Genomic DNA, 16,726 nt, shown 5'->3' with positions numbered 1-16,726 from the left:
GCCGCGGTCGCCGGAGACGATCATGGGATCGTGACGGCGACACGCCGGTCGACGTCGGCGCGTTGCCCCCCGGCGCGATGATCGCCGTGGGAAGGGGCGATCCACCCCTGGAGCGGTCACGCGTGCGCGAAGACCACGAGGTTCTCGGTGGAGGCCCGCCCGGCGCGCTGGAGACAGGTGACGAGCACCAGCCGGCCGGGATCGGCCTCCCACACGTCGGCGGCGCCGACCAGCTCGTCCTTGCCGTAGCGCTCGGTCCGCTCGACGGTGTAGTCGACCGTGCCGCCGGGGGTGCTCACCTCGACGACGTCGCCGGGCACCAGCCCCTCGCCGGCGGCCTCGGCGTCCACCAGCGCGTCGAAGCCGTACCGGCCGGTGCCGGTGGCGTGCGCGGCGATGTAGAGGGTGTTGTCGGCCTCCGCCGCCGCGCCGACCGGGTCGCCGTAGGGCTCGATCCAGTAGGCCGCGGTCAGCGTCGGGGGGTTGATGACCCCGTCGCGCGGGGTCAGCGGCAGCACCGGCAGGTCCAGGCCCAGCGCCGGCACGCTCACGTGCACGTCGGAGGACGGCGTCGGCAGCGTCGTCCCCGCAGGCGGCAGCGTCGGCTGCGCCGGCTCCGGGACCGGGACGCCGGCCGTGGCCACCGGGTCGGCGGACCCGGTGGCCACGGCGGCCCGCCCGTCGTCGGTCAGCCCGGTGGCGAGCAGCGTGCCGCCGGCGATGCCGAGGGCGGCGACCGCCGCGATCGCGGCGGTGCGCCGCCCCGGCCGCATCAGGCCTCGCCCGTCCCGGCCTCGACCGCCGGACGGCGGCGGCGGGCGACGACGACGCCGCCGACGCCGGCGGCCAGCAGCAGACCCGCTCCGGCGGCGACGACCGCCGGGCTGCCCGACTCCTCGGCCGCCGAGGCCTCGTACACGCCGGTGTTGGACTTCAGCCCGGTGTTGGCGACGACGGCCTGGGTGCTCGGCGCGGCGGTGGTCGGCGCGGCGGTGGTGGTCGGCGCGGCGGCCGGTGCGGCCTCGACGGTGAGCCCGATCTCGACCACCCCCACGTTGCCCGACGAGGCCTGGTCGACGACGAGGAGGCTGTACTGGCCGGGCGCGGTACCGGCCGGGACGACGAAGCTCGCCGTCGTCCCGCTGACCTGCGCCGTCACCGGCACGAGGGCGCCCGTGGGGTTCCCGTCCGCGTCGACCGGCCCGAGGCTGAGCTCGACGCCCTCGAGGTCGGTGAGGCCCAGCTCGCGGAGCGCCGACTGCTCGCTCAGGTCGAGCGTCACGGTCGAGCCGGCCGTCACCGGGGTCGGGAAGGGGCACGGGTCCTGGGAGAAGAGAGCGCAGGGCAGCGTCGAGTAGCCGAGCAGCACCGGCGCCACGGTCTCCGCGCCAGGCGCCGCGGCGGGGTCGAACGCCAGCTCGTACGACAGCGGGTCGAAGTAGCTGAACGCCGGGCTCAGGGTCGACTCGAGCGGCTCGATGTCCAGCCGGGCGGCGTCGCCAGCGATCGGGTCGTCGGCCGGCAGGGTGATCGTGACGCTGTCGGCGGTCGGGACCACGACCAGGCGGTTCGGGTTGCCGGCCGCGAACCGGGAGGAGTAGGTCGCCTCCGGCGTGCCGTCGCCGTTGTCGTCGAAGACGAGCTCGGCGCCGGCGTCGGAGCCGTCGAGCCCGTCGGGCAGGTCCACGGTGATCGTGCCGCCGTACTGGACGTCCACGGGCGCGCCCGACGCGCCGTCCCAGCCGGTCGACGGGTCCATCGCGCCGCCGGACCCGTCGACCGGGACGGCGCTCAGCGCCACCTCGGTGGGCTCCAGCGGGATGACGACGTCGGTCGCGGCCAGGGCGGGGGAGGCGATGCCGACGAGCAGGACGGCGGTGCCGATGCCGGCGAGGCCGAAGCGCTGCACCACACGGCGCTGGGTGGAGCTGGACATGGAGGACACCTTCCGGCGACTACAGCGCCCAGGTGGCGCCGACTGGGGCGCAACGTACGGCGACGCGATGACACCTGTCGGTAGTGAACACGCGGGAAGGGGTGCGACGCCGAGCCGGGTCCCACCCGTCACACCGGCCCCACCCGGAACGCCGGATGTTGCCGGACCACCCGATCGCGGTTCGTCAGGTGCCCACGGCGACGGCGGGGTCAGCCCGGGTCGGGAGCGCCGATCGGGTTGCGGTCGGGGAAGAGCCCGGCGGTGACGACGGCGCGGCGCACCGGCACGAGGAGCTCGGCGAGCCGGTCGCAGCGCGTGTCGCCGAGCACCCGCCACGGGCCGAGCGCGAGGCGGTCGGTGTCGGCCTCGATCGCGGTGACCATGGCCAGGCCCTCCGCGGACAGCTCGTCCCCGTCCAGCCAGCCGCGCCGGGCGAGCTCCTCGCCGGCGGCCGCCCACGCGTCGTCGTCCCAGCCGCGGGCCTTCTGCAGCCAGTCGCGGTCGACCCGGCCGGCCGCGGCCACCAGCACGTGCGCGCCGACACCGGACACCTCGCGGCCGAGCAGCGCCGCGTTGTGCCCGTCGCCGCGGTGCTCCCGCAGGGTGGTGAGCGCCTGCCACAGCGCCAGGTGCGGCTCGTCCGGCTCGGCCACCGCCGCGTTCGCCGCCGCCAGCGGCCGGCCCGGCAGGTCGACCGCCTCGGCGGCGATGCGTGCGAGCTCCGCGGCCTCCGCGGCGTCGGCCGAGGACGCCCACTCCCCCAGCACCCGGCGCACGACGGCGTCGACGGCGGCCAGCCGGACCCGCAGCGCCCGCTCCGGCGTCACCGCCGACCAGACGCGGGGCACCCGGCGGGCGACGAACGCCGGCGCGAAGTTGTAGAAGGCCGCCGTCACCACCGCCGGCCCCACCGGCCCGAGCGGCGCCGCGCGCAGCGCGAAGTAGGCGGCCCAGAAGCCGGACAGGCCGGCCTCCTCCGCCGCGGACCGCGCCTCGTCGGCGAAGTAGGTGACCGCGTGGTACGGCTCGCCCAGCGCCCACAGCCGCCGGGCCGTCCCGGGGGAGCTCACGCGCTCACGCTCTCCGGCATCCCCAGCCACTCCCGCCAGCGGGGGTCCACGGCGCGCGCGCCCAGCAGCCGCCAGGCCGCGCCGCTCGGGGTCCGCGGCGGGTGCGGCAGCTGCCAGCCCATCTCGGCCAGCGACCGGTCGGCCTTGGTGTGGTTGCACTTCCGGCAGGCGGCCACCACGTTGTCCCACGTGTGCGTGCCGCCGCGGCTGCGCGGGACGACGTGGTCGATGCTCGTGGCCGACCCGCCGCAGTAGACGCAGGTCTGCCCGTCGCGGGTGAACACCGCCCGCCGGGACAGGGGCACCTGCGCGGGGTAGGGCACCCGCACGAAGCGGGTGAGCCGCACGACCACCGGGACGGCGAGCGCCACCCGCTCGGCGTGGACCACCTCCGCGGAGTCGTCCACCGGGACCGCCTTCTCGGCCAGGACCAGGACGATCGCGCGGCGGCTGGAGACCACGCACAGGGGCTCGTAGGTGGCGTTGAGCAGCAGCGTGGCCGACGTCGTGCCGGACGAGGGCACGGGCAGCCGGGGGACGGGAACGGGGTCGCGCCGCGGACCTGGGTGGCCCGCCGGCGACGACCCGGACGCGGAACGCGACACGGATCACCTCCGACACCCCGGACCGCCGTACCGGGGCGGCCGCACAGGGCTGTGCCCATCCTGCCCTGACCTGGGCCTCCGGCGCGCGGGGGAACCGGTCCCGACAGGTGCCGGGCTCCTGTCGGCCCCGCCGTTACGGTGGTGCGGGTGCGCTACCCCGACGCCGAGAGACTCGACCTGGTCGAGGACCTGCACGGTCACCGCGTGGCCGACCCCTACCGCTGGCTCGAGGACCCCGACGACCCGCGGACGCAGGCGTGGACCGCCGCCCAGGACGGCCTCACCGCCGACGTCCTCGGCGCCCTCCCCCTGCGGGCCGACCTCGCCGCCCGGCTCGAGCGGCTGGTGCACGCCGGCGCGGTCGGCGTCCCGGTGCACCGCGGCGGCCGCGCCTTCTCCACCCGCCGCGACCCCGGCCAGGAGCACGCCGTCCTGCGGGTGCGCGAGGCCGACGGCAGCGTCCGCGTGCTGGTCGACCCGATGGCGGTCGACCCGTCCGGGACGACGACGCTCGACGCCTGGGCGCCGTCGTGGGAGGGCGACCGGCTCGCCTACCAGCTGTCCACCGGCGGCGACGAGGAGTCGCGGCTGTACGTCCTCGACGTCGCCACCGGCGAGCGGCTGGACGGGCCGGTCGACCGGTGCCGCTACTCCCCCGTCGCCTGGCTGCCCGGCGGCGAGGAGCTCTTCTACGTCCGCCGGCTCGCCCCCGGCCAGGTGCCCGCCGGCGAGGAGCAGTTCCACCGCCGGGTGTGGCGCCACCGGGTCGGCGCCGACCCCGATGGCGACGTCCTGGTGCACGGCGGCACCTTCGACCCGCCCGCCCTGGACCCCACCAACTACTACGGCGTGCGCACCAGCCGCGACGGCCGCTGGCTGGTCGTCTCCGCGTCGGCCGGCACCGCCCCGCGCGACGACGTCTGGCTGGCCGACCTCGCCGGCGACGGCGCCCTGCGCGAGCTCCAGGTCGGCGTCGACGCGCAGACCGCGGCGTGGGTGGCCCGCGACGGCCGGCTGTGGCTGCTCAGCGACCGCGGCACCCCGCGCTGGCGGCTCGCCGTCGCCGACCCGGAGGACCCGGCCACCTGGGCGGTGGAGGCGTGGGCCGACGTCGTCCCGCAGGCCGAGGACGGCGTGCTGTCCGACGTCGCGCTCGTCGACGGCGCCGACGGCTCGCTGCAGGTGCTCGCCGTCCACTCGGTCGACGCCACCGACCGGCTCTCGGTCTGGGCCGGTGACGGCTCCGGCCGGCTGGCGGAGGTGACCGGGCTGGGCGCCGGCAGCGTCTCCGGCGTCAGCGCCCCGCCGGAGGGCGGGACGACGGCCTGGGTCGGGTACACCGACCACGCGACGCCGCCGTCGGTGCTGCGCTGGGACGCCGCCGAGCCGACGGCGCTCGTGGAGGACGAGCGCGCCCCCGTGGCCGGCGAGGTGCCGGAGGTGACGGTCGTCGAGACGCACGCGACCTCGGCGGACGGCACCCCGGTGCACCTGTTCGTGCTCTCGGCCACCGGGACGCCGGACACCCCGCGGCCGACGGTGCTCTACGGCTATGGCGGCTTCAACGTCGCGCTCACCCCGTCCTACTCGGCGCAGGCGCTGGCCTGGGTGGCCGCGGGCGGGGTGTGGGCGGTGGCCAACCTGCGCGGCGGCTCCGAGCACGGCGAGGAGTGGCACCGCGCCGGCATGCGCGAGCGCAAGCAGAACGTCTTCGACGACTTCGCCGCGGCCGGCGAGCACCTGGTCGCGCAGGGCTGGACGACGCACCGGCAGCTCGCGGTGATGGGCGGCTCGAACGGCGGCCTGCTGGTGGGCGCCACCCTGACCCAGCGGCCGGACCTCGCCGCGGGCGTGGTCTGCAGCGCGCCGCTGCTGGACATGGTCCGGTACGAGCGCTTCGGCCTGGGCCGCACCTGGAACGACGAGTACGGCACCGCGGAGGACCCGGAGGAGCTCGGCTGGCTGCTCGGCTACTCGCCGTACCATGCCGTCCGGGAGGGCGCCGCCTACCCGGCGACGCTGTTCACCACCTTCGAGTCGGACACCCGCGTGGACCCGCTGCACGCGCGCAAGCTCGCCGCCGCGCTGCAGGCCGCGACGAGTGCCGACGCGCCGGTGCTGCTGCGCCGGGAGACGTCGGTCGGCCACGGCGCCCGGGCGGTCAGCCGCACCGTGGGCCTGGCCGCGGACCAGCTGGCCTTCCTCGCCGCCGCGACCGGTCTGTCCGGGTGGCGCGCGGATCACTCCTGATCCGTCGCTCCGACCTGACACCATGGAGAGTGATGACTGCTCCACCCTCCGTAGTGACCGCCGCTGCTGACAGCGGGCTCGCCGGCACCATGCCCGACTGCGTCTCCGACCCGACGACGCTGTGCGCCAAGGTCTACGAGCTGTTCGGCATCGACTGGCTCGCGAACAACGCCGAGGCGCTGATCGAGAAGCCGGCGAAGATCCTGCTGGTCGTGGTCCTCGCCGCGGTCGTCCGGCTGCTGCTGCACCGGGCGATCCGGCGGCTGACCGACCGCACCGCCACCGGGTCGATGCCGACGATCCTGCGGCCGCTGCGCAACCGCACCGCCGCCGGCGGCGACCCGCTCGAGCAGGTGGCCGCCCGGCGCACCCAGCGCGCCGAGGCGATCGGCTCGGTGCTGCGCAGCTTCGCCTCGTTCGTGGTCATGGGCATCGCCGTCGTCCTCGTGCTCGGCGAGCTCGGCATCAACCTGGCGCCGATCGTGGCCAGCGCGGGCGTCGTCGGCGTCGCGCTCGGCTTCGGCGCGCAGAACCTGATCAAGGACTTCATCGCCGGGATCGGGATCATCCTCGAGGACCAGTACGGCGTCGGCGACGTCGTCGACCTCGGCGAGGCCAGCGGGACGGTGGAGGCGGTGGGCCTGCGGATCACCCGGCTGCGCGACGTCAACGGCGTCGTCTGGTACGCCCGCAACGGCGAGATCCTGCGGGTGGGCAACAAGAGCCAGGGCTACGCGCAGGTGGTCATCGACATGCCCGTCGCGCACGACACCGACCTCGAGCGGTGCCGCACCGTCATGCAGGAGGTCGCCGACGCGATGTACGCCGAGGACGAGTGGGCCGCGGTGCTGCTGGCCGAGCCGGAGTCCCTCGGCGTCGAGCAGATCCTCTCGGAGGGCGTCTTCATGCGGGTGCAGGTGCGCTCGACCAACGCCGACCAGTGGCGGGTCGGCCGCGAGCTGCGCATGCGGCTCAAGGAGCGGTTCGTCGCCGAGGGCATCAAGACCCCGCCCCCGCTGATCGGCGCGTCCTCCGGCGCCGCGGCCGTCGGCGCCCGATGAGCACCGGGGACGGTCGGCGCGCGACGTTCGGTGAGGTCTTCGCCGTCCGCGAGTTCCGGCCGCTGTTCGGCACCTACACGCTGTCGACCATCGGCGACGAGCTCGCGCGGGTCGCGCTGACCGTCCTCGTCTACCAGCGCACCGACTCGCCGCTGCTGTCGGCGTTCACCTTCGCGCTGGGCTTCCTGCCGTGGGCGCTCGGCGGCCCGGTGCTGGCGACCATCGCCGACCGCTTCCCGCGGCACCGTGTGCTGATCGCCAGCGACGTCGTCCGCGCGGTCCTGGTGGCCGGCATGGCGATCCCCGGGACGCCGCTGCCGGTGCTGCTGGCGCTGCTGTTCCTGGTGGCGCTGTGCGCGCCGCCGTTCGAGTCGGCGCGCTCGGCGCTGATGGCCGACGTCCTGGAGGGCGAGCGCTACGCCGTCGCCACCTCGCTGACCAACGTCAGCCTGCAGGTGGCGCAGGTGGTCGGGTTCCTCGCCGCCGGCGGGCTGGTGACCGTGCTCAGCCCCTCGGTGGTGCTGCTCCTCGACGCCGCCACCTTCGCCGTGTCCGCGGTGTGGCTGACCCTCGGGCTGCACCGGCGCCCGGCGCCGACCGAGGAGCTCGCGGCGCCGTCGTCGGTGTGGCGGGACGCCGCCGAGGGGCTGCGGCTGATCGGGGGCAGCCCGCGGCTGGTGGCGATCATCGCGCTGCTGTGGGTCGGCACGCTGTTCGCCAACGCCGCCGAGGGCATCGCCGCCCCGCTGACCGACGAGCTCGGGGAGGGCGCGGTCCAGGTGGGCGTGCTGCTGGCGGCCAACCCGCTCGGGGTCACCGTCGGCGGCCTGGTGGTCGCCCGCTTCCTCGGGACGGCGCGCAGCGACCGGCTGATGCCGGTGCTGGTGACCCTGTCGCTGGTGCCGGTGCTGCTGGCCGGCCTGGTCGCCGCGACCGCGGGCCCCGGCCGGGGCGCGTTCGCCGTCGTCGTCGCGCTGATGTTCGTCGCCGGGCTCGGCGCCTCCTGGACCATCCCCCTCAACGTCGCCTTCGTGCAGGCGGTGCCGCCGGCCTACCGCGGCCGGGCCTTCGGCGTCGCGGTCAGCGGGCTCTACGGCATCCAGGGCGTCGGTGCGCTGACCGCCGGGCTCGCCGCCGAGGGCCTGCCGCCGAGCGCCGTCGTCGCGCTGGCCGGCGGGATCGGGCTGGTCGCGGTCGTGCCGCCGCTGCTCGCCTACGGCCGCACCCGGGCCCTCGTGGCGGAGGACCGCCCGGCTGCGGGACCATCGGTGTCATGAGCGAGGCGAGCCGGTCCCTGCCGTCGGCGCGGACCTTCTACGACGAGGTCGGCGGGGAGCCGACCTTCCGGCGGCTCGTCGCCCGCTTCTACGCCGGCGTCAAGGCCGACCCGGTGCTCGCCCCGCTCTACCCCCAGGACGACTGGGAGGGCGCCGAGACCCGCCTGCGGCGCTTCCTCGAGCAGTACTGGGGCGGCCCCACCACCTACTCGCAGGAGCGCGGGCACCCGCGCCTGCGGATGCGGCACGCCCCGTTCGCGATCGGCCCGGCCGAGCGCGACGCGTGGCTGCGGCACATGCGGGACGCCGTCGACACCCTCGACCTCACCGAGGAGCAGGACGCCACCCTGTGGGGCTACCTGCAGATGGCCGCCCGCAGCATGCAGAACCGCTGGCCCGACGACGCGCCCGGCGACCTCTCCCCCGCCTGAACGAGGCCCCCGCCCCCGCGAGGGGGCCGTTCCCCACGTCACCTAGGAGCCCGGTGAGTTCCCTCACCCCTGCCCGCCCGTTCCGCCGCACCGACGCCGACTGGTGGCGCGACGCGGTCTTCTACCAGGTCTACATCCGCAGCTTCGCCGACGGCAGCGGCGACGGCGTCGGCGACCTCGCCGGCATCCGCGCCCGGCTGCCGCACCTGGTCGACCTCGGCGTCGACGCGTTGTGGATCACGCCCTTCTACCCCTCGCCGATGGCCGACCACGGCTACGACGTCGCCGACCCGCGCGACGTCGAGCCGGTGTTCGGCGACCTCGCCGAGTTCGACGCGCTGCTGGCCGAGGCGCACGCGGCCGGCATCCGGGTGACCGTCGACCTGGTGCCCAACCACAGCTCGCACCAGCACGAGTGGTTCCAGGCGGCGCTGGCCGCCGGCCCCGGCTCGCCCGAGCGGGCGCGCTACCTGTTCCGGGACGGCCGCGGGCCCGACGGCGCCGAGCCGCCGAACAACTGGCCGTCGGTCTTCGGCGGGCCGGCGTGGTCGCGGGTGCCCGACGGCCAGTGGTACCTGCACATCTTCGCGCCCGAGCAGCCCGACCTGGACTTCACCAACCCCGAGGTGCTCGCCGACCTCGAGGAGACCATGCGGTTCTGGCTCGACCGCGGCGTCGACGGCTTCCGCATCGACGTCGCCCACGGGATGGCCAAGCCCGACGGCCTGCCCGACATGGAGCCCATGGAGGACACCGGGCTGCTCGACGACCACGGCCCGGGCGACCACCGGTTCGACAACGACGGTGTCCACGAGGTGCACCGCCGCATCCGCGCCGTCCTCGACGGCTACCCCGGCACCATGGCCGTCGGTGAGGTGTGGGTCTCCGACGACGACCGGCTGGCCGACTACCTGCGCGCCGACGAGCTGCAGCTGGCGTTCAACTTCAAGCTGCTCACCGCCGACTGGACGCCCGAGGACCTGCGCGACGCCGTCGTCCACTCGCTGGCCACCGTCGACGGGACCCCGGCGCCGGCCTGCTGGGTGCTGTCCAACCACGACCGGCCCCGGCACGTGACCCGCTACGGCGGCGAGACCGGCACCCGGCGGGCGCGGGCGGCGGCGCTGCTGCAGCTGGCGCTCCCCGGCGCGGCCTACGTCTACAACGGCGACGAGCTCGGCATGCCCGACGTCGACCTGCCCGACGAGGTGCTGCAGGACCCGATCTGGGAGCGGTCCGGGCACACCGAGCGCGGCCGCGACGCCTGCCGCGTCCCGGTGCCGTGGTCGGGCACCGAGCCCTCCTACGGCTTCTCCGCGCAGCGGGAGACCTGGCTGCCGATGCCCGAGGGCTGGGGGCCGCTGACCGCCGAGGCGCAGGCCGCGGACCCGTCGTCGGTGCTGTCGCTGTACCGGGCGGCGCTGGCGCTGCGGGCCTCGTCGCCGGCCTTCACCGGCGAGTCGCTGGAGTGGCTGCCCGCGCCCGAGGGGTGCCTGGCGTTCCGCCGTCCCGGCGGCCTGGTGTGCCTGGTGAACCTCTCCGCGGAGGCCGTGCCGCTGCCCGAGGGCCGGGTCCTGCTGGCCAGCACCGACGTCGCCGGCGGCGCCCTGCCGGCCGACGCCGCCGTCTGGCTGCACGCCTGAGCAGGGCGGGGACGGCGCCCTCCGCCTCGGGAGGCGCCGTCCCCGCGCGCGGGTAGCATCGGGACCGGAACAGAGCGTCACGGGGGGACGCTGACGCCGCGGTCGACCGACCCAGTGTCGGCGGCCCTGTGCCGGGGGAGGCGCGCCCACCCATGACGTTGTTGCAGGTCCAGGGCCTGACGAAGTCCTTCGGGGCCCGTCGTGTCCTGCGGGACGTCTCCTTCGCCCTCGCCGAGGGCGAGATCGTCGGACTCGTCGGCACCAACGGGGCGGGCAAGTCGACCCTCGGCGACGTCATCGCCGGCATCACCCCCGCCGACGCCGGCTCCATGACGCTGCAGGGCCACCCCTACGCGCCGCTGTCCGCCGACGACGCCCGCCACCTCGGCGTCGGCGTCGTCCAGCAGCTGGTGCACATCGACCCGGCGCTCACCGTCGCGCAGGCGGTCTTCCGCGGCACGACCCAGGCCGGTCTGCCGCCGCGGGAGCTGCGCCGGCAGGCGCAGGTGCTGCTCGCCGAGGTCGCCCTCGACGTCGACCCGGACACCCCCGTCGGGGACCTGCCGCACTTCGTGCACGGCCTGGTCGAGATCGCCCGCGTGCTCGCCGAGGACACCCGGCTGGTGGTGCTCGACGAGGTGTCGGCGCCGCTGCTGCCCTCGGAGGTGGGCCGGCTGCACGCGGTCGCCGGCCGGCTGAGCCGGCAGGGCCGCGGCGTGCTCTACATCAGCCACCGGCTGCCGGAGATGCTCGAGGTGGTCGACCGGGTGCTCGTGCTGCGCGACGGGCGGATCGCCCTCGACGCGCCGGCCGACCGGCTGGACCCCGTCCGGCTGGCCGCGGAGACCGTGGGCGAGCCGGTCACGCCGCCGGAGCCCCGGGTGGCCTCGGCGCCGGAGCCCGCGCCCACCGAGGAGGCCCCCGTGCGCCTCTCGCCGCGGCTGGTGCCCTCCGACGAGGTGGTGCTGCGGGTCCGCAACCTGCGGGTGCCCGGCGCGGTCGAGGGCGTCGACCTGCTGCTGCGCCGCGGCGAGGTGATCGGCCTGACCGGGCACCGGTCCTCCGGCGTCCGGGAGATCGCCGATGCGCTGTCCGGGGAGCTGCCGGCGGTCACCGACGAGCTGCAGCTGTTCGGCGAGGAGCGCTCGCTCGGGCCCTCCGCGGACGCCCCCGGGCTGGAGCTGCCGGTGTACCGCCCGGACGAGGACGCCTACGGCGTGGACCCCGGCGAGACGATCGCCCGGACGATGACCCAGGAGGCCTGGGGCTCGCTGTCGGACCTGCGCAAGGAGATCGCCCAGCTGCGCGGGGTCATCCGGACCGTGCACCGGATGGACGTGAAGACGCTGAGCATCCGCACGGTGTTCGGCGCGCTGTCCGGCGGCGACCAGCACAAGCTGGCGCTCGCCCGGTGGATGTCGGAGTGCGCGCGCGACGTCGTCGTCCTCCACGAGCCCACCCGCGGCCTGGACGTGCGGGCCCGGCGGCAGGTCCGCCAGCTGCTGGACGAGGCGACCGCGCACGGGACCTCGGTCGTCGTCGTGTCGGTGGACCCCGACGAGCTGGCCGAGTGCTGCGACCGGGTCGGCATCGTCGCCGGCGGCCGGGTCGCCCGGTGGATCGACACCGGCGAGCTCGCCGTGGACGCGGTGCGCGACCGCATCGTCGAGGCCGCGACCGCCGCCGCCTGACGAAGGACCTCCCTGCCCCCCACCGCTCGCACGCTCGCGGCGGGCCCCTGCAGGGAGGCCGGCAGAGCGGAATCTCCGTGCTGCTGCGTCGGCACCCTCCCCGGCCCCCGTCCGGGTCGGGTGCCGACGCCGCCGGCTCAGACGCTGACGGTCGCCGCGACCGCGCGCAGCTTGTGCCGCGCCAGCGCCAGGTTGGCGGTCACGCGGTTGAGCACGAGGTAGATGAACAGGCCGGCGTTGCCCTGCCCCTTGAGCACGTTGATCAGGTGGTACTGGCTCTGCAGCGTGATCAGGATGTCCTCGACCTCGTCCTTGAGCTCGAGGTCGTTGATCGTGCGCAGCTTGGCGCGCACGACGTTGGAGTTGCCGGCGGCGGCCACGTTGAGGTCGAAGCCGGGCGTGCCGCCGGACGCGAGGGCCATGCCGCTGTCGATGTCCACGATCGCGGCGCCGTTGGCGCCCTCGATCGCGAGCAGGTCCGCGATGACGTTGTCGAGTGAGGCCATGGGAAGGGCTCCTGTCGTCTCGAGAGGGGGGCGCAGCGACGGGCTGCGCACCGGGCCGGGAGGCGACCCGGGTCGACCGGACGGGCCGGGCGTCTGGGGAGGCACGGCGTCCCGCGGCGGCTCGGCCGCCGGGGCGTCGTGTGCCGCACCCGGCGGGGCCGGGGGCGGCGTGGGCCGGGGCGCGGGCCGGGTGACCGGCTCCTCGACGGCGGGGGGCGGGGGCTGCGGCGGAGGTGCTGCCGCGGCGGACCGGCCGGCGCCGGCGCGCCCGGGCCACGGGTCCTGGTGCGGCTCCCGGGTGGCTCCCGGGGTGGCACTGCGCGGCTCGTGACGCCCCCGCGACCACAGTGCCGCCCACCACCCGGTTGCCATGCAGATTCCGCCTGTTCCTCGCCTCCGCCGAAGGCCTCAGCGACCCCAGAAAACACGGCGCGGGCGGCCCGGGCAAACCGGCGGACGTATCTGCAGGTGAGCGCGCGGACACCGACGGCGACGGGATCGGCGCGGGCCCGGAACGCCCACCGGACGGGTCCCGCCCGCCCCTCGGGTACCTTCCGCGGGGACCGCGCGGGCCCGTCCCGCCACCTGTGGAGGAGACGCCGTGAAGACCCGGGACCTCGCCTACGTCGCCCTCTTCGCCGCGATCATCGCGGCGCTGGGGACCCTGCCGGCGATCAACGTCGGGCCGGTGCCGATCACCGCGCAGACCCTCGGCGTCATGCTGGCCGGCAGCGTCCTGGGCGCCCGCCGCGGCTTCCTCGCGGTCCTGCTGTTCCTGGTCCTGGTGGCGGTCGGGCTGCCGCTGCTGGCCAGCGGCGCCGGCGGCCTGGCGCCCTTCGCCGGCGCCTCGGCCGGGTACCTGTTCAGCTGGCCGCTCGCCGCGTTCGTCGTCGGCTGGCTGACCGAGCGGGTCTGGGACCGCTACAACGTCGGCTGGGGCCTGGTGGCCAACGTCGTCGGCGGCATCGTGGTCGTCTACGCCGTCGGCGTCCCGGTGCTCAAGGCCGTGGCCGGCCTGCCGTGGGACACCGCCCTGTGGACCGGCGCCGCCGTCTTCATCCCCGGCGACCTGTTCAAGGCCTTCGTCGCCGCGGCCGTCGCCGACGTCGTCCGGCGCAGCTACCCCGTCATCGACCGTCCCCGCCGGGCGGCCGGCACCCGGTGAGGCTCCGCCGTCCCGGTCCGGCGCCCGCCGCGGACGACGTCGCGGAGCCGGGGCGCGGCATCGAGCTGCGCGGCGTCGGGCACCGGTACGGCGAGCGGGTGGTGCTCGAGGACCTCGACCTCGCCCTGACCGAGCCGCGGGTCGGCGTCATCGGCGCCAACGGCTCGGGCAAGAGCACCTTCGCCCGGCTGCTCAACGGCCTGGTCGTGCCCACCGAGGGGCGGGTGCTGGTCGACGGGCTGGACACCCGCACCCAGGTGCGCGCGGTGCGGCGCCGCGTCGGGTTCGTCTTCCAGGACCCCGACGCGCAGATCGTGCACCCGACGGTCGCCGAGGACGTCGCCTACGGGCTGGAGAACCAGGGCGTCCCGCCGGACGAGCGGGCCGCCCGCGTCGCCGAGGTGCTCGCCCGCTACGGCCTGGCCGGGCACGCCGACCACCCCGCGCACCTGCTGTCGGGCGGGCAGAAGCAGCTGCTGGCCATCGCCGGCGTGCTCGTCATGCGCCCGGCCCGCATCGTGTTCGACGAGCCGACGACGCTGCTGGACCTGGTCAACGCCCGGCGGGTGGCCGAGCTGGTCGCCGGGCTGGAGCAGCAGGTCGTCGTCGTCACCCACCAGCTGGATCTGCTCGACGGGTTCGACCGGGTGCTGGTCGTCGACCGCGGCCGGGTGGTGGAGGACGCCGCCCCCGGCCCCGCCGTGGCCGCCTACCGCGCGCTGATGGCCGCCCGGTGACCCTCGCGCTGTACGTCCCGCGGGCCAGCGTCGTCCACCGGCTGCCGGCCGGGGTCAAGCTGCTCGCCCTCGCCGCCCTCGCCGTCGCCCTGTTCTGGCTGCCCGGGCCGGCCGCGGCCGGCGCGGCGCTGGCGGGCGTGCTGGCCGTCGGGCTATTGGTGGCCCGGCTGCCGGTCGCGGTGCTGGCCCGGCAGGCGCGGGCGGTGGTGTGGTGGGTGCTGGCGCTGCTGGTCGTGCACGCGCTGACCACCGACCTGCGCACCGGCGCGCACGTCGCGCTGCGCCTGCTCGCGCTGGTGCTGGCCGCGGCCGTGGTGACGGCGACGACGCGGGTGAGCGCGATGGTCGCGGTGGTCGAGCGGCTGGCCGCCCCGCTGCGCCTGGTCGGCGTGCGGCCGGCGCGGGTCGGGCTGGTGGTCACGATGGCGCTGCGGTTCATCCCGGTGCTCGTCGAGCGGGCCGACCGCATCCGCGAGGCGCAGGCCGCCCGCGGCGGCTCCCCCCGCGGCCTGCGCGGGCTGCGGACGACGGTCGCCCCGCTGCTGGTGCAGGTCCTGCAGATGGCCCACGACGTGAGCGAGGCGCTCGACGCCCGCGGCGCCGACGACGTCCCGCCCCCGCGCCGCGGCCGGCGCTCCCCCGCCCCGGAGGTCCCGCGATGACCGTCCTCGAGATCTGGACGACCCCGGCCGCCGCCGCGCCCATGCGGCGGGTCCCCACCGCGCGGCTGGTCGCCGGCCGCGGGCTGGAGGGCGACCGCTACGCCCTCGGCGGCGGCACCTGGGCCCGCTACCCGGACCTGGAGAAGCAGCTCACGCTGGTCGACGCCGACGACGTCGCGGCGGTCGCCGCCGAGGTGGGCGTGCCGCTGACGCCCGGGGACACCCGCCGCAACCTGGTCACCACCGGGGTCGACCTGCCCGCGCTGGTGGGCCGGTGGTTCGCCGTCGGCGACGCGCTGTTGTTCGGGGTGAAGCGCTGCCCGCCCTGCGCGCACCTGGAGCGGCTCACCGGCGCCCGGCTGGTGAAGGCGATGGTGCACCGCGGCGGGATCAACGCGGCGGTGTTCGCGGGGGCGGAGATCGCCGAGGGCGCCGTCGTCCGGCCGGTGCCGGACGAGGAGGCCGCCCGGCGCGGGGCGCCGACGGGGGCGGACCGGCCGGTGCCGCGGATCGTGGCCGGCTGAGGGCTCAGACCAGCCGGTAGAAGCGGAAGACCTCGTCCCGGACGTCCAGCACCTCGACGTCGGCGAAGCCCGCCTCGCGCGCGTACCGGCGCAGCGTGGCCGGCCGCATGACCGTGCCGGTCGCGGCCGAGGGCCGGGTGGAGAGCGCGTCGGGCAGGCAACAGACCAGGCTGTAGCCGTACATCAGCCGCTCGACCTCGTCGCCGGGGGCGGTGAACTCCTCGGCCACGCGCTCGTCCACGACCAGGACCGCGCCGCCGTCCCCGGCCAGCCGCCGCAGGGCCGCGAGCACCGCCACCGGGTCGGGCAGGTCGTGGACGCACTCGAAGGCGGTGACGACCTCGTAGGTGCCCGACACCGTCGCGGCGTCGGCGACGGCGAACCGGACCCGGTCGGCGACCCCGGCCTCGGCGGCGTTGCGGCGGGCCGCCTCCACCGACGGCGCGTCGACGTCGAAGCCGTCGACGGTCGCCGCGGGATACGCCAGCGCGATGCCGATCGAGGACCAGCCGTGCCCGCAGCCGACGTCGGCGACCCGGCCGCCGCGCCGCAGCGCCGCGTCGACGTCGGGGATCGACGGGAGGTGCTCGCGCCCCAGCGGGCCGAGGAACAGCGGCCGGTTCGCGGCGGCCTGCGCCTCCCGGACGTCGGCGCCCTGCTGCGCCCAGGAGAGGCCGCCGCCGGTGCGGTGCGCCTCGGCCAGCGCGTCGGCGTGCCGGCCGGTGGCGACGGCGAAGCGGACCAGCGGCAGCAGGTGGTCGCCGCTCAGGACGTCGAGCAGCGGGGCGCGGTGGCCGGGCGGGAGGGTGAAGCGGCGGGCGCGCGCGTCGCCGGGGCGGTCGGGGTCGTCGGCGGCGGTGAGGATCCCGGTGACCGCCTGCTGCTCCAGCCACTCGCGCACGTAGCGCTCCGCCGTCCCGGTGCGCCCGGCCAGTTCGGCGGAGGTCAGCGCGTCGCCGTCGGCGAGGGCGCGGTAGTAGCCGAGCCGGTCGCCCAGCGCGATCGCCTGGGCGTCCAGGCAGGCCAGCACGGTGTCGAGCAGGCGCCCGGCGAGGGCGCCGGTGGCCTCGTCCTCGGCGGCGGGGGCGCGGGTGTCGGTGGTCATCGCGGACCGGCTCCTCTCGGGTGGCCCCGGCCGGTCGGCCGACCGCGCCGGCGGTCGCGATCC

The 16,726-nt window shown here is 76.4% G+C and carries 16 protein-coding genes; 10 read left to right on the top strand and 6 right to left on the bottom strand.

From position 1 onward, the window contains the following. Positions 1–116: 116 nt before the first annotated feature. The 4 genes from ACI79B_RS17395 to ACI79B_RS17380 form a co-directional block, all read right to left on the bottom strand. The gene (locus ACI79B_RS17395; RefSeq protein ID WP_456926987.1) at positions 117–773 is read right to left on the bottom strand and encodes a class F sortase; all 657 of its coding nucleotides are present in this window, start codon (positions 771–773) and stop codon (positions 117–119) included. Then, positions 773–1,936: a hypothetical protein gene (locus ACI79B_RS17390; protein ID WP_456926988.1), complete on the bottom strand. Its 1,164-nt coding sequence runs from the start codon at positions 1,934–1,936 to the stop codon at positions 773–775. The genes ACI79B_RS17395 and ACI79B_RS17390 overlap by 1 nt, the downstream gene beginning before the upstream one ends. A gap of 209 nt (positions 1,937–2,145) precedes the next feature. Further along, entirely contained in the window at positions 2,146–3,006 is an 861-nt protein-coding gene (locus ACI79B_RS17385; protein WP_456926989.1) for an SCO6745 family protein, read from the bottom strand. Further along, positions 3,003–3,530: an HNH endonuclease gene (locus ACI79B_RS17380; RefSeq protein ID WP_456926990.1), complete on the bottom strand. Its 528-nt coding sequence runs from the start codon at positions 3,528–3,530 to the stop codon at positions 3,003–3,005. The genes ACI79B_RS17385 and ACI79B_RS17380 overlap by 4 nt, the downstream gene beginning before the upstream one ends. A gap of 228 nt (positions 3,531–3,758) precedes the next feature. On the opposite strand from ACI79B_RS17380, the gene ACI79B_RS17375 reads away from it, so the two are divergent. From ACI79B_RS17375 to ACI79B_RS17350, 6 genes are all read left to right on the top strand, one after another. Continuing rightward, positions 3,759–5,861 (top strand): prolyl oligopeptidase family serine peptidase, encoded by a 2,103-nt coding sequence (locus tag ACI79B_RS17375; RefSeq protein WP_456926991.1) that lies wholly within the window; start codon positions 3,759–3,761, stop codon positions 5,859–5,861. 53 nt (positions 5,862–5,914) lie between these two features. Continuing rightward, the gene (locus tag ACI79B_RS17370) at positions 5,915–6,922 is read left to right on the top strand and encodes a mechanosensitive ion channel family protein (RefSeq protein WP_456926992.1); all 1,008 of its coding nucleotides are present in this window, start codon (positions 5,915–5,917) and stop codon (positions 6,920–6,922) included. After that, a complete protein-coding gene (locus ACI79B_RS17365) occupies positions 6,919–8,199 on the top strand; it encodes an MFS transporter (RefSeq protein ID WP_456926993.1) in 1,281 nt (426 codons plus the stop codon). The genes ACI79B_RS17370 and ACI79B_RS17365 overlap by 4 nt, the downstream gene beginning before the upstream one ends. After that, the gene (locus ACI79B_RS17360) at positions 8,196–8,630 is read left to right on the top strand and encodes a globin (protein ID WP_456926994.1); all 435 of its coding nucleotides are present in this window, start codon (positions 8,196–8,198) and stop codon (positions 8,628–8,630) included. Before ACI79B_RS17365 ends, ACI79B_RS17360 begins: the two co-directional genes overlap by 4 nt. 53 nt (positions 8,631–8,683) lie before the next feature. Further along, a complete protein-coding gene (locus ACI79B_RS17355; protein ID WP_456926995.1) occupies positions 8,684–10,273 on the top strand; it encodes a glycoside hydrolase family 13 protein in 1,590 nt (529 codons plus the stop codon). A gap of 152 nt (positions 10,274–10,425) precedes the next feature. After that, positions 10,426–11,964: an ATP-binding cassette domain-containing protein gene (locus tag ACI79B_RS17350; protein ID WP_456926996.1), complete on the top strand. Its 1,539-nt coding sequence runs from the start codon at positions 10,426–10,428 to the stop codon at positions 11,962–11,964. A 137-nt stretch (positions 11,965–12,101) separates the two neighbouring features. Here ACI79B_RS17350 and ACI79B_RS17345 read toward each other — a convergent pair whose 3' ends face one another. Then, the gene (locus ACI79B_RS17345; protein WP_456926997.1) at positions 12,102–12,470 is read right to left on the bottom strand and encodes a hypothetical protein; all 369 of its coding nucleotides are present in this window, start codon (positions 12,468–12,470) and stop codon (positions 12,102–12,104) included. Between the two features lie 601 nt (positions 12,471–13,071). Between ACI79B_RS17345 and ACI79B_RS17340 the strand changes: the two genes are divergently transcribed. Genes ACI79B_RS17340 through ACI79B_RS17325 form a run of 4 tightly spaced genes read left to right on the top strand, consistent with a single transcriptional unit; the run spans position 13,072 to position 15,558 of the window. Continuing rightward, on the top strand, positions 13,072–13,635 hold the full coding sequence (locus tag ACI79B_RS17340) for a biotin transporter BioY (RefSeq protein ID WP_456926998.1): 564 nt from the start codon (positions 13,072–13,074) through the stop codon (positions 13,633–13,635). Then, a complete protein-coding gene (locus tag ACI79B_RS17335) occupies positions 13,632–14,372 on the top strand; it encodes an energy-coupling factor ABC transporter ATP-binding protein (protein WP_456926999.1) in 741 nt (246 codons plus the stop codon). The genes ACI79B_RS17340 and ACI79B_RS17335 overlap by 4 nt, the downstream gene beginning before the upstream one ends. After that, on the top strand, positions 14,369–15,034 hold the full coding sequence (locus ACI79B_RS17330) for an energy-coupling factor transporter transmembrane component T family protein (RefSeq protein WP_456927000.1): 666 nt from the start codon (positions 14,369–14,371) through the stop codon (positions 15,032–15,034). Before ACI79B_RS17335 ends, ACI79B_RS17330 begins: the two co-directional genes overlap by 4 nt. Beyond that, complete coding sequence (locus ACI79B_RS17325) at positions 15,031–15,558, top strand: MOSC domain-containing protein (protein WP_456927001.1); 528 nt, start codon at positions 15,031–15,033, stop codon at positions 15,556–15,558. The genes ACI79B_RS17330 and ACI79B_RS17325 overlap by 4 nt, the downstream gene beginning before the upstream one ends. 4 nt (positions 15,559–15,562) lie before the next feature. Here ACI79B_RS17325 and ACI79B_RS17320 read toward each other — a convergent pair whose 3' ends face one another. Further along, on the bottom strand, positions 15,563–16,663 hold the full coding sequence (locus ACI79B_RS17320) for a class I SAM-dependent methyltransferase (RefSeq protein WP_456927002.1): 1,101 nt from the start codon (positions 16,661–16,663) through the stop codon (positions 15,563–15,565). Positions 16,664–16,726: the final 63 nt, after the last annotated feature.

Source organism: Geodermatophilus sp. SYSU D00879 (genome assembly GCF_054050375.1).
Note: the sequence above shows the minus strand (reverse complement) of the source record. Positions and strands in the feature narration are given on the sequence as shown.